Genomic DNA, 13,004 nt, shown 5'->3' on the forward strand with positions numbered 1-13,004 from the left:
TATGTAGATGGGGAATATTCACTTGGGTATTTTTTACATGATTTATTTATATTATAGTGTTTTAATAAAATCCTTCCATTTGGAAAGATTGTTTTTAGTGATACTTTCACTGTGGTCTCGCACATTATATACAGTAAAATCCTTATATTCGATTCGAGAACAATTAATTAAGCGGTTTAAAACACTCACATCTTCGTAAAGATGGCCATTTTCGAAATCAATCACTGGAAATCCTCCAACTTGCTTTAATGTAGAGCTTCGATAAATTCTTGGTCCAAGTGGAAAGTGATAATTTAATAAATCTTTTCGTTTAATAACTGGCATGCCTTTAGCAATCCTTTTATAGAGGACATCCCTGTTTGTTAATTGCTTCCACTTTCTAAGATTACCGTACAATACCGAAATATCCTGATCGAGATGTATTAAATACTTTTTAATCGTGGAAATGGCATCGGGATCAAGCCAGTCATCTGCATCAAGTTCTAAAATAAAATCAGATGTTATGTTAGGGAGTATATGGTTTAATGCTTGGGCTTTCCCTTTATTTTCCTGGTGAAAAATATTAACCTCTCTTTTATCGTTCCATTTTTGAATTTTTTCATAAGAGGAGTCCGTGGAACCATCATCGATGATTAAAATTTGTTCGGGTTTTTCATTTTGAAGTAGACAGGATGTAATAGCGGTTTCTATATACTTTTCCATATTATAATTTGCAATAACGACAGCAAGACTTGGATTATTCGTTTCAGTATCTTTTTGATACTTTTGTATAAACTCGTTTTTCACAATTTGATTTTTAGAACTATCATTTCTTGCCTGTTTTACAATGTTTTTTTCAACATATCTATAAGAACTGTTGATGTTGCTGAGCCAAGAGGGTAGCAGTGCCTCTTTAAAGGGGATAGGAAAAAAAGGTTGCTTTTTTAAAAACAAGGTGCGGATGAGTACAGGTTGATGGATGTTATTATGATCAATCGTTTCCATTACTTCCTTAGTTTGTGGAAGGTTAAGGCTATGAACTTTTAAAGTTGGAGAAACATATTCTGTATTTTGGAGGAAGAAGATGTAGGTACTTTCAATTTGATTAATAATCTGATTTATTGTTTTTCTTAAGTCGTGTTCTTTGATCGCTATAAATTCAATTTTCTCTATCCAGTTATAGGTATGATCGACAATTGATTTCTTTTCTTTTAAAACAATAATAGATTTAAGTCTAGTACGAATAGTATTAAGGGAGTTTATTGCCCTGTGCAAGAAATTTGGGTTGGTATAGTTAATTAAAATTGCAGTGATATCTTTCAAATCAAACCCTCCATTTATAAATTAAAAGGAATACACCGTATGAAATCCGATGTATCCCTAAAATGATCATTTATTAAGCAGCCTGAGGAAAGCGGACAAAGTTAATTGCACCTAGTGACAAATAAATTTTTATATTGCCGCCATAGCCATCATTCACCTCAAGAACGAGAACTAGTTCCGGAGTAACGCTTGACAGGATACCTTCTACTAAATTATTATCGGTAGCTATTTCAACCGTTGAACCAATTCGATTGGCTAATTCGGCAGCGAATGTTTCTTGGAACACTTAAATCCCTCCTTATAATTCGTTAACTAGTTCGATTTTGTCAATACGGGCTAATACTCTATCACCAGTGTTTTCCAACATGACAATATAGTCGTCTAGAACTTGAAGCAATGTGCCTGTTATTGTGCCAAAAGGAGTAGTGATTTCCACTAACTCATTCACTAAAGATGACAATAATTCTGTAATTGTGCTTGGCGGTGTTCCTGGCTCGTTATCTGGTGGGGGAGTATTACCATTATTACCACCCAAACTAATACCTAAATCTAGACCTAGATCTAGGTCAAAATCAACTAAACCTAACGTATCTGAAATTAAGTTTTGGTTCAATTGACTAATCAATTGCAATAAAGCTCTTTGACGGTCTGTTAGAGGCATTTATCATCATTCCTTTCCATTAAAGTTTTGGTTAAAGGTTGTAGACAGAAAAAGAACATGCTAAAGAAAAATTTGATAGTGGGGGAGTAGGTGTTAGTTTTTCTATTCCCCTCTAGATAAGCTCCATTTTATAGAACGTCTAATAGTAGAACAATCGCAACAAGAATTTGAAGTAATAGTTGAATATTAATTGCTACATCTGTATCTTGAGTAGTGATTTCTACGTTTACTGATTTTTCAACAATTGTTTTCTGTCTATTTGCTTGCCTTGTCTTAATCACTTGTTTAAGATCATCGAAGACTTGCTCAGATCGGTTTGAATCAGCAATAGTAATATTAAGAACTATTGCAATGGCAACTTGAATACCAGCTTGTAATGAAATAGCTGCTTGTGTATCAGTTGTTGTAACATTAACCTTTTCGGAATCTTTAATAATGATCCATTCATCGGAAACTTGTTGTGTCTTTGCTAACTGATCTGAATCTTTTTCAATTGTAGCATTATCACCACCTGTAGTATCACAATGATCTAAAGCTCGCCATTCTTTCAATCTTGACATGTTGTTCACCCCTTTTTAGTAATTTATAAGATATCCACCAATACTACTAACGTCAGTAATATTTGTAGTAATATTTGAACATTGATAGCCACATCTGTATCTGTTGTAGTAACAGTAGCATCTTTTGTATTGTAAATATAAATTTTTTGTTTATTTGTTTGTTCAATATTAGATAGTTGTAACAGTTGATCAGAAACATGATCACTTCGATCACTATCGCCTATTGTGATACTTACTACAATAGCAATTGCCAATTGTAAAGCCACTTGAAGTGAAACAGCTGCTTGGGTATCTGTTGTATTTATTGTAATATCACAGGATTCTTTCACCCATATTAATTCAGCGGATTCCTGATCCATAAAAGAAAACTCACCGGATTCAGCCACGACTGTAGCCTCAGGGCTATCAAAAAAATTACCCTCTTTATGAGTTTCTTCATCCATTGGTTCAGAATAACAGTGGTGGTTGGAATGACAATCGTTGTCATCCAAATAAAAATATCTAGTGTTACTTCTGTCTGAATCGGATTTTCTAAAAACTGTCATACTAACACTCCTTTCCTTATTTATACAATACTTTATGGTCTTTTTACTAAGTAGGACTGTACAGATTCACTAGAGAAATATAATTTAATAAATAAGCCTACCAGCTTATGCCCTAGCTAATATCTTGAATTGTATACTAATTTATTTATGGTCTTATTTCTATGAGTTGATATTAAATTAAGGAAGTTAATACAAAGTTGGCAAAAAAATATCCCAAGTGAACATTCACACTTGAGATCTTCTGTCATTTAACTCATGATTTCCTTGCAACATGCAGCTCATTTATTTCATTTAGGATCCATAAACAAAAATTCAAATAGGCACCAATAGACCTTTTGTGCTATTCTTTTGTTTCATCATTATTCTTATTAAATTGTTCAACCTGTTGTTTTAAGTCTTCAATCATTTCTTTGATCATTATTTTTTGTTCTTCCGATATATTTTTCTTAATTTCTTCCTTTTGAATGTCATTTTTTCTAAATATATTATCAACCATTACCTCTACTACTTTCTGTGGCATTTTAAAATTCTTAGATGAATCACTCATAGACATTTCACCCACTTTCCTTGAATAGTTTCACTTTATACTATGTGTATATTCATTAAATGACTATGTGATTGTCTATATAATTGTTTACAATCAATGGTACAATCCTTGGCTTAGAAGGGATTGTTTTTAAATATGGAAATACTAGTTCAGACTAGTGAATTGACGGTTTTATCCTTTGTACTTCACTTCCTTTTTTGATAAAATAGTTATAGGAACATACGTTTTATTTCGGTACCCAAGAAACCCTTACATCAAATTTTGTAAGATTCATACCTGAACATAACTTTTCGGAATTTTTAGTTATGGTATAATAATTATAGAATAGGGAGAGTGTAGAATGTCAGAGGGGATTTCATATCAGAACAAAGATATTTTGTTTAAGTTTTTGAGTGAACTGTATGAGAATGTAACTCTTGATGTTTTCGGATTGGATGACATCCCGAAAATTAAGGAATTGTTGCCAAACGAGTTTCCTGAAGTAACAGCAGATGAAAAACGTGCAGACACCGTTTTCCAACTAGAAGATGGTTCAATCTTAATGTTGGAGTATGAAAGTAACAGTAGGTTTGTTGAAAATCATTTAAAGTATGTTCGATACGTACACAGAATTTCACAAAGGTATCTTCAAAAGGAAAATGACATTAAAAAGGTACGCATTGTAGTAATTTATACAAGCGATGTAGTAAAGGTAAAAGAAAAGTTAGACTTAGGAGATTTACAAATCGCCTCGAAATCCGTCTTGCTATCTGAGTATAATGGCGATGCAATTATGGAAAAAATAGTGAATAAGATAAGAGTAGGTGAACAATTAACGCATGAGGAATTGTTCAAATTCAGTATTCTTCCGTTAATGCACAGTGTAAGAGAACGTGATGAATTAATACATGACTCCATTGAGTTAGCCAAGAAAATAGACAATGAACAGCAGCAGGTACAAGTTATTGCAGGAATCTTAACTTCAACGGATAAGTTCATTGATGATGAATATGCCAGAAAAGTAAAGGAGTGGTTAAAAATGACAAAAGTAGGTAGGGCTTTTGAAGAGGAAAAGCAAGAGGCTGTGAAGAAAGCGGAGAAGGAAGCTGAGAAGAAACAAGCAAAAAGAATAGCAAAGTCTCTATTAGGAGTACTTAATGATAAGTTAATTGCCGAAGCCACTGGGTTGGATATTGAAGAGGTCAAAAAGTTAAGAGAAGTATAGAGTATATGATTCGAAGAGCAATTCAATCCGGTTGCTCTTTTTAATCGTTTAGGAAATTATAAAATTCGCTGCATGTGGACAATTATTCAGAAAAGGCCAAGTCCGGCTCCAGCGCCCAGCGACTAGCGAGACTTCCTTCACCTCCGTGCGATAAGTCAACATCGACTCACTCCGTACGTCGTGTTTCCTTTTCGCTTCCAGCATAAGATTCACTAAGATTTTACATTCGTAAAATCAAGTTCATCTAATCTCCTACGGCTCAGTCCAGTCCGTACGTCGCTAAACGGGCGCTTGCGCCTTTGTTCTTGGCTTTATTGCGTTTTTGTTGAAATAATATATCTATCCGAATTAGACTTTTTTCTTTCATCAACCTCCACTTTAATAATCTGTTTCATTCTGCCCACCACGATATTTTGGTTCTGGAACAAGTGAAAAAAGTAACATACAGATAAATAATGCGATGTTTCCTTTAGGCGTTAGCTCCAACTCCGGGAATAAAACTGAAATAACGATAGGGTACAGGATGAAGACGCTACATAAAGTTATTAAGTGACTGGCAGTACCGACAACTTTTCTATTATATTTATTAACTGGTGCTCGATATCGGAAAATGAAGAGAATCATTCTAGCTAAATATGTAAAAAAGGTGGACACACGAGTTTTTACAAGAATCCCGCTGCTAACAAAGAACATGAGCATATAAAGAACCCCATATGTCAGTGAAAATAATAATAATGCACGATCTTGAGTTGCTAGCAAATGAACAGGTTCACCATTTGTAAAGAAGAGAGGGGTACTGGAAAAATACGGATGAATGAATATGATAATACCCGCTGCCATACTAATAAGGAAAGTAAAAATGATTAACATGATTAAATGGAGAAGAAGAAACATGGACTTCCCAAAGAATTTAAAAAGTGCAGTAAGCAGAGAAGAACGTCTAACAATCGCTGCTCCGGCTACTAAAATAATGACTACAAGAAAAAATATACCGTAATTTATTAGTGTCTCAAACAATTATTTTCCTCCTCTGATTTGATTTAACTATATGTACGGTATAATTTAAAGGGGCTTTTATACTATTTTCCGACTAGGGTAGGGGGACAGACCCAAAAGATATATGGTGGTTTTCATGTTTTTATAAGGAAAATACACATACCCAAGTCCTCAAAATAAATTAAAAGAAATACGTCTGGAACTCGCCTTACTGTCTGAGTATGATGGCGATACAATTATGGAAAAGTTAGTGAATAATATAAGAGCATTTGAACAATTAACCCGTGAGGAATTGTCCATATTCATGACTCAATTGAGTTGGACAAGCAAATAGCAAATAGAATAATTATTGCAGGAACTTATCTTCAACGGATAAATGATGAATATGAAAGAAAAGTAAAGGGGTGGTTGAAAATGACAAAAGTAGGTAGAGCTTTTGAAGAGGAAAAGCAAGAAGCGGTGAGGGAAGCGGAGAAGGAAGAAGCAAAAAGAATAGCCAAGTCCTTGTTGGATGTACTTTCTCTTGAACTAATTGCTGAAAAAACAGGTTTAGACATTGAAGAAGTGGAGAAGTTAAAAAGAGCAGAAGATAACCTTTATTGAAGAGCAATCCAATTTAATTTGGTTGCTCTTTTTAATTGCCATTAGTACTGATGACGACACATGAGGCATTCAGTTTGATTGTATAATTTAGCTTAGTAACAGCAACGATAACTATAATTATAACGATTTTTCTATTTTTAAACAAAAAGAAATAGCTATCCTCCGTGACAGGAGTTCTCACGGACATATGAAGCGCAAAAAAAGGAAAATTTGTCTGTGACAGGAGTTCTCACGGACATATGAAGCGCAAAAAAAGGAAATTTATCCGTGAGAGGAGTTCTCACAGACATTTAAAGCAGAAAGAAGGAATAATATGTCCGTGATAAGCAAAATATCAGGATTCACGTTGGAGATATCAGCTCTTAAGCCCGTTATCGGGACTCATCATCGAGATATCAGTATTCATGGGTAAGATATCGGTATTCATCACCGAGATATCAGCATTCAAAGAGGACAGCCTTAAGTGCAAGGGGAGTCAATGGGGAAAAAAACCGGGATCAATTGTTTGAACATGAAAATATTAGTACAAACTAGAAGGGATTGAATACTGTGATGTGGAGGGAAGGATATGTCTAAAGACAGCAAAGAAGAATCAATGGAAACTTTTGTAAATCATGCATTACGTGGTAAACCACACCTTGATATTGATAGAGCAATTACAGAGACAAGGAATAAAGAAAAACAACAAAACAGAACGGAATGAAGCGTATGAATGGTAGGGTAGGAGATTGGTATTTCGCCTATCGTCTACGGGTAATGTTTACGGATTAATGAATTAGGGTAATAAATGAAATGTCAACAATTATTTTAAAGTATCATAAAATATTAAGAAACATTTGACAAAAATGTGAACAAATAGGATAATAAAGGAAAAGGAGGGATTAGATTATGAAATCTAATTTACGATTACTCAGTGCGGCAAAGGTTATTTGTGGGGCATTAATTACAATTGGGACACTTTTATTTCTATATGGTTTTGCAAACGGTTACTCAAATGTGGCCGGAGTAGGGTATGGTACGGTAATGGGAGGAGTTTTTATTTTTATCATGAGCATATTTCTAGTTGCAACAGAGGAAATGCTAAAAAGAAAGCGGAGCGGAATATAAAAAGGACCATCCAAAGTTTTGGATGGTCCTTTGTTCATAGGGAAGTGATTTTGCCCTCTCTGCCTTATTTCTAAGTCTTACATATAGCCCCAAATCATTGTGAGTAGGGAACCGAAAACCGTAACTAAAGCAATAGCAATACCATAATAAGTAGCTGTATAAATGGAAGATTTATCCTCACTCTCCCCAGCATGCATGAACAGTACTAATTGTACTCCAGCTTGAATGAATGCTGTTACAAGTAAAATGGTCATCGCAACATTAAATGACATATCTAAAAAATAAACACTTAGTGCGATTACTGTGAGTAACAGTGAAAATATGAAACCATTAACTTGCTTCAATGGAAATAATTCTTTCATCTTACATCATTCCTTTCAAGTAGATGAAGCTGAAAATAAAGATCCAAACAACATCTAGGAAGTGCCAATACAATGAGAAAATAAATGATTTATTTGCTGTTTGTGGATTTAATCCACGTTTTTTAATTTGCATTAAAATCATAGTTCCCCAGAATAAACCAAATGTTACGTGGGCACCGTGTGTTCCTAAAGTAGTTAGTAATATCGCTGAGAACCCACTTGTTTGTAAAGTTAAACCAACGTGATAGTAATGAGTAAATTCATAGATTTCTGTTGCTAGGAATATTAAACCAAGTACAAGTGTTATTCCTAAAAAGACTAACATTGCTTTTTTTCGATCTATACGCATTGCATGGATCGCTAAACCAATTGTGAAACTACTAGTTAAAAGAACGATGGTTTCAAATAATACAGGTGTGATTTCAAATATTTCTCCACCAGATGGTCCATTACCATAACGAGATTGGTAAACAAAGTAAGTTGTAAAAAGGGTAGCGAATAACATGATTTCTGCACCTAAGAATATCCAGAAACCAAGAATATTTAAGCGATTTTGTTCAGTGCTATATTCTAGAGGTTGTGAATGATCTAATTTCATTTGTCAGCACCTCCAAACTTTTCTTCTGTTTCTTTAATTTCTTTAACGGATATATGGAATCCGTGATCCTTTTCAAACGTACGATATGCCATACAAGCAAATATACCTATTGCTGAAAGGATAACCCCTGCCCAAATAGCGAAAATAAATGAGAAACCAAATATAAAGAATAATGCTCCCATTATAAATGGTACACCGCTCTTGTTTGGCATATGAATTTCTTCCAAAGGTTTATTAAATAACTTATGACCATGTTTTTTATAATCCCAGAAAGCTTCAGAAGATTTTACTTCTGGTGTAATTGCAAAGTTGTATTCTGGTACTGGATTATGTGTAGCCCATTCTAGTGAGCGTGCGTTCCATGGATCTTCACCAATATTTCTTGGCGCGTAACGGAAGCTATAGTATACGTTATAAACAATTAGAATGAAGGCAACGGCCATTAATCCTGCACCAATAAATGAAACCATATTTAATGGTCCGAATCCAGTAGCTTCTGAATAAGTAAACATGCGTCGAGCTTGACCATCTAATCCAGTAATATACATAGGGAAGAACGCTAAGCAAAATCCAATTGTAATAAACCAGAATGCCCATTTCCCAATTTTTTCATTAAGCATGAAACCGAACATTTTTGGCCACCAATACGTGAAACCGGCTAATACAGCAAATACAACCCCAGGAATAATTGTATTATGGAAGTGTGCTACTAAGAACATCGTATTATGATATTGGTAGTCCGCACTTGCCATACCAAGCATTACCCCGGTAGCTCCACCAATAGTAAATAGTGGAATAAAAGCGATAGAGTATAACATAGGTACAGTAAATCTGATTTTCCCTTTCCACATGGTTAAAAGCCAGTTAAAGATTTTAATCCCGGTTGGAATAGCAATAGCCATTGTTGTAATCGAGAAAATACTATTTGTTAATGCATCATGTCCCATTGTATAGAAATGGTGTACCCATACTAGGAACGACATAAAGGAGATAAGGACCATGGATCCAACCATAGATTTATATCCATACAGATTACGTTCTGAGAAAGTTGATATGATTTCACTGTAAATACCAAATGCTGGCAAGATTAAGATATATACTTCCGGATGTCCCCAAACCCAGAATAGGTTGGCCCACATCATATCCATTCCACCATTTATCGTTGTAAAGAAGTTAGTACCAAATTGTCTATCAAACGTACCCATTAGAAGTGCAATAGTTAGTACTGGGAAAGCAAACACGATAATGGCGTTTGTTATAAGCGTTGCCCATGTAAACATTGGCATCTTCATTAATTTCATACCAGGTGCTCTCATTTTCAGAATCGTAACAATAAAGTTAATACCTGTCATTAATGTTCCGATACCTGCAATTTGTAACGCCCAATTATAATAGTTAACCCCAACAGAAGGGCTAAATTCATTACTTGCTAGTGGATAGTAGTTCGTCCAACCAGCATCAGGTGATCCTCCAATGACAAAAGAAAGATTAAATAGCATTGCACCAAAGAAGAATAACCAAAAACTAATAGCGTTTAGTCTTGGAAATGCTACATCACGTGCACCAATTTGTAATGGAACGACGAAGTTCATCAAACCAATAACAAAAGGCATTGCCATAAAGATAATCATAACTACTCCGTGTGTAGTAAATACCTCATTATAGTGTTGTGAATCTAAGAAGGTATTATCAGGAACAGCTAATTGTAAACGCATCATAACAGCATCAGCACCACCACGGAATAACATTAGTAATGCTGAGATAATATACATGATACCAATTTTTTTATGATCAACGGTCGTTAACCACTCATTCCATAAATATCCCCATTTTTTAAAATAAGTAATCCCAACCACAATAGCTATACTTACGAGACCGATTGCTACCATGGAAGCATAGATCAATGGACTTGGGTGATATAGGGCAAATCTTTCAAAGAACTCCATTTTGTTTTTCTCCTTTCGAGATCATTTATCTAACAGCTTGACCTGCATGTTCATCTTCATGCTCAGATTGATTGTCGTCATGATGATGTCCTGTGTATTCATCATGCTTCGAATCACTGTCACCATGATGATGCCCTGCATGCTCTCCTTCAGGTGCTGGAGAAAATTCCAAATGCGTACCGGTAAAGGCACGTTTACCTAAATGTCCAGGTTCAAGTAACTTATTAAATGTATCTTCCGTAATTGGTTCTTCATTTTGATGAATATCTTCTACCCATTGATCAAAATCCTTTTGTGTTAAAACTGTTACATCGAATTGATGATCAGCAAATCCTTCACCACTGAAGTTTGCATTTCGTCCCCAATATTCACCAGGATTATCAGCAGCTAAATGCAAAGTAGTGACCATGTCAGCCATGGCATACTTTTGCCCCCCAAGTTGCGGAATCCAAAAACTAGTAATTGGTCCAAATGAATAAAGCTTGAATTCAACAGGACGATCTTCTGGAATAAATACATAGTTTAATGTTTCAATATCCTCTTCCGGATAACTAAAATGCCATTTCCAGTTTGAAGAAGAGGCATAAATGACTAATGGTTCTTGATCATTATATTTCTCCGGAGTTGCTTCAACCTCATATGTTGTCTTAACCGTAATGATAGACAAGAAAATAATAATGATAATAGGAAAACCAACAATTATACTTTCGACTATCGGATTACCTTCAATATGAGGTGGTTCGTAATCATCCCTTTGTTTGGATGAACGATACTTGATAAGTACTGTTATTAAAATTGCCATTACAACAATAAGAACAATCGACATAGTTATAATGGATATCCAAATAACATTAGTTTGTGTTTCAGCTTGTGGTCCTTGTGGATTTAAAGCTAATATAGGTTCACAACCAGTTAACACTGTTGCCATAGTGAAAACTAACGTTAAAAAAATCCATTTTAATTTCATATAGATACCCCTTTCTAGAGTTATTCATTTAGTTTTTCTTAGATGATTTATTCCTACTAGCATTACATATAATAGTATTATAGAAAGTTATTTACAATGGTTTGAGATAAACTTCACAAAAAGTTCAATAATCTATGTACTTTTTTTGGCAGATTTCTGGCTTCATGTAACTAAGCAAATGATGAATAGTGGATGAAGCTTAAGCTAGTCTCATAATGAATATAAAATGGACAATGTGAAATAGGGATTATAAATTGGTAAATAAAACCAGTTGTTCATCATTGAGCAAATTTTAAGGTGGGTAATGATGAAAAAAATCAAAATAATCTATTTTGCTAAATCTTAGTAACAAAAAAAGCCTGGAAATTCCAAGCTTTGTAAGACTTTTTCTATGTTAACTTTGTATTAGCTCTAATAGAACCCCGCCAATTATTTCTCCTGCCGTTCTTGGCGCAGTCTTTCCAGGTAACCCCAATGCATGAATGGTTTTAATCCCTTTTTCATTAGCATAATCAAAATCTGTTCCACCGGGTTTGGATGCAAGATCAATGATGAGGGTGGAGGATGTCATTTGATCTATGATTTTTGGACCAATGATGGAATGGGGAACCGTATTAATGCAGATATTCATATTCGATACGATATTTTCTATCCTACTGGTCTCAATGGATTTTAACCCCATTTCCGCTATGCGAGCAAAATGTTCTGACTTTCTGGCAGCAACCGTTACTTTCGCTCCTAATGCTGCAAAAAGGCGAGCTACCGTTATTCCAACTCTCCCAAAACCTATTACGAGAACTTCAGATCCGTGTATCATTACATCCGTTTCTTCTATTGCAATTTTTAATGTAGCTTCAGCGGTAGGGATTGAATTATAGATGGCAATATCGTTACGAGCAAATAAACGAACCATTTTTCGATTACTTGAGTGCGTTATTTTATCTAAAAAGTCGTTGGATATTCCAGTATAAATCGTACAATGGTCAGGTGTTTGTTGTAATTGTTTTTCTGTTAATCTAATCGATGTATTAGAATATGTAGCTTCTATTTCACCATCTTTATCTGTTCCGGATACGGGGAGTAAAATCGCATCCATGATACTAAAATCAATTTCTGATGTTTCTAGATTATGGATAGATGGATCCTCGAAAGATAATTTGTTAAATCCATTTAAAAATATATTCATATTATTGGAAGCTAATATATTTATTACTTCTAGGTAGCGGTTATCGCCACCTAAGATAAGAATGTTTAAGCCAGATTTCAAATGTATCCTCACCCTTCTCTAGTTTAATAGAATTTATATTTATTCCACCAAAACGGGCAATAAGATTACCACCTCAAGCTTCTTGGGGAGACCAACTGCCCGTAAAGGTCCGATAAGTGTGACTAACCATTAGTGGGGGATGAAGGAAAATCCCCACTGATGGAAGTCTTCTTTATATCTTAAAATAATAATCTGTCTCCGTTAAGTATTAACTCAGGTAGAAGATAAAAGAAAATCGACTGAATAAGTATCACTTTTTCCATTTTATCTTTTTCTATCTTGTCTTATGACAAAATTATAATGGAATGAATATAATATTGTAAGAATAGATTGTTTCCT

General features: G+C 34.6%; 16 protein-coding genes. 4 read left to right on the plus strand and 12 right to left on the minus strand.

The window, feature by feature from the left end; translation table 11 throughout:
- Window positions 1-51 precede the first annotated feature (51 nt).
- From ACFQ18_RS04570 to ACFQ18_RS04595, 6 genes are all read right to left on the minus strand, one after another.
- The gene (locus ACFQ18_RS04570; protein ID WP_047186261.1) at window positions 52-1,302 is read right to left on the minus strand and encodes a glycosyltransferase family 2 protein; all 1,251 of its coding nucleotides are present in this window, start codon (window positions 1,300-1,302) and stop codon (window positions 52-54) included.
- Window positions 1,303-1,375: 73 nt separating this feature from the next.
- Entirely contained in the window at window positions 1,376-1,588 is a 213-nt protein-coding gene (locus tag ACFQ18_RS04575; RefSeq protein ID WP_047186260.1) for a hypothetical protein, read from the minus strand.
- 12 nt (window positions 1,589-1,600) lie between these two features.
- Complete coding sequence (locus tag ACFQ18_RS04580; protein WP_047186259.1) at window positions 1,601-1,963, minus strand: hypothetical protein; 363 nt, start codon at window positions 1,961-1,963, stop codon at window positions 1,601-1,603.
- A 128-nt stretch (window positions 1,964-2,091) separates the two neighbouring features.
- Window positions 2,092-2,523 carry a spore coat protein gene (locus tag ACFQ18_RS04585; protein WP_204797837.1) on the minus strand — a complete coding sequence of 144 codons (432 nt, stop codon included), beginning with the start codon at window positions 2,521-2,523 and terminating at the stop codon, window positions 2,092-2,094.
- A gap of 23 nt (window positions 2,524-2,546) precedes the next feature.
- The gene (locus ACFQ18_RS04590) at window positions 2,547-3,068 is read right to left on the minus strand and encodes a spore coat protein (protein WP_052771783.1); all 522 of its coding nucleotides are present in this window, start codon (window positions 3,066-3,068) and stop codon (window positions 2,547-2,549) included.
- 340 nt (window positions 3,069-3,408) lie between these two features.
- A complete protein-coding gene (locus ACFQ18_RS04595) occupies window positions 3,409-3,615 on the minus strand; it encodes a hypothetical protein (protein ID WP_047186257.1) in 207 nt (68 codons plus the stop codon).
- 340 nt (window positions 3,616-3,955) lie between these two features.
- Here ACFQ18_RS04595 and ACFQ18_RS04600 point away from each other — a divergent pair, with 340 nt between their 5' ends.
- On the plus strand, window positions 3,956-4,819 hold the full coding sequence (locus ACFQ18_RS04600; RefSeq protein WP_047186256.1) for an RpnC/YadD family protein: 864 nt from the start codon (window positions 3,956-3,958) through the stop codon (window positions 4,817-4,819).
- A 378-nt stretch (window positions 4,820-5,197) separates the two neighbouring features.
- On the opposite strand, the gene ACFQ18_RS04605 is transcribed toward ACFQ18_RS04600, so the two are convergent.
- Window positions 5,198-5,836 carry a hypothetical protein gene (locus tag ACFQ18_RS04605; RefSeq protein WP_047184481.1) on the minus strand — a complete coding sequence of 213 codons (639 nt, stop codon included), beginning with the start codon at window positions 5,834-5,836 and terminating at the stop codon, window positions 5,198-5,200.
- Between the two features lie 393 nt (window positions 5,837-6,229).
- Here ACFQ18_RS04605 and ACFQ18_RS04610 point away from each other — a divergent pair, with 393 nt between their 5' ends.
- From ACFQ18_RS04610 to ACFQ18_RS04620, 3 genes are all read left to right on the plus strand, one after another.
- Window positions 6,230-6,418 (plus strand): hypothetical protein, encoded by a 189-nt coding sequence (locus tag ACFQ18_RS04610; protein WP_052771664.1) that lies wholly within the window; start codon window positions 6,230-6,232, stop codon window positions 6,416-6,418.
- Between the two features lie 568 nt (window positions 6,419-6,986).
- The gene (locus tag ACFQ18_RS04615) at window positions 6,987-7,121 is read left to right on the plus strand and encodes a hypothetical protein (RefSeq protein WP_257456775.1); all 135 of its coding nucleotides are present in this window, start codon (window positions 6,987-6,989) and stop codon (window positions 7,119-7,121) included.
- Between the two features lie 185 nt (window positions 7,122-7,306).
- On the plus strand, window positions 7,307-7,525 hold the full coding sequence (locus ACFQ18_RS04620; protein ID WP_047185430.1) for a hypothetical protein: 219 nt from the start codon (window positions 7,307-7,309) through the stop codon (window positions 7,523-7,525).
- 77 nt (window positions 7,526-7,602) lie between these two features.
- On the opposite strand, the gene qoxD is transcribed toward ACFQ18_RS04620, so the two are convergent.
- The 5 genes from qoxD to dpsA all read right to left on the minus strand — a co-directional run bounded on the left by qoxD (window position 7,603) and on the right by dpsA (window position 12,665).
- Window positions 7,603-7,887 carry a cytochrome aa3 quinol oxidase subunit IV gene (qoxD, locus tag ACFQ18_RS04625; protein ID WP_047185431.1) on the minus strand — a complete coding sequence of 95 codons (285 nt, stop codon included), beginning with the start codon at window positions 7,885-7,887 and terminating at the stop codon, window positions 7,603-7,605.
- A gap of 1 nt (window position 7,888) precedes the next feature.
- Window positions 7,889-8,485: a cytochrome aa3 quinol oxidase subunit III gene (qoxC, locus tag ACFQ18_RS04630; protein WP_047185432.1), complete on the minus strand. Its 597-nt coding sequence runs from the start codon at window positions 8,483-8,485 to the stop codon at window positions 7,889-7,891.
- Complete coding sequence (qoxB, locus tag ACFQ18_RS04635; RefSeq protein WP_047185433.1) at window positions 8,482-10,431, minus strand: cytochrome aa3 quinol oxidase subunit I; 1,950 nt, start codon at window positions 10,429-10,431, stop codon at window positions 8,482-8,484. The genes qoxC and qoxB overlap by 4 nt, the downstream gene beginning before the upstream one ends.
- A gap of 25 nt (window positions 10,432-10,456) precedes the next feature.
- Window positions 10,457-11,398, minus strand: a complete 942-nt coding sequence (gene qoxA, locus ACFQ18_RS04640) for a cytochrome aa3 quinol oxidase subunit II (protein WP_047185434.1) — start codon at window positions 11,396-11,398, stop codon at window positions 10,457-10,459.
- 394 nt (window positions 11,399-11,792) lie between these two features.
- A complete protein-coding gene (gene dpsA / locus ACFQ18_RS04645; protein ID WP_060668366.1) occupies window positions 11,793-12,665 on the minus strand; it encodes a dipicolinate synthase subunit DpsA in 873 nt (290 codons plus the stop codon).
- Between the last annotated feature and the right edge of the window lie 339 nt (window positions 12,666-13,004).

Source organism: Oceanobacillus caeni (genome assembly GCF_042678465.1).
Classification (GTDB): domain Bacteria; phylum Bacillota; class Bacilli; order Bacillales; family Amphibacillaceae; genus Oceanobacillus; species Oceanobacillus caeni.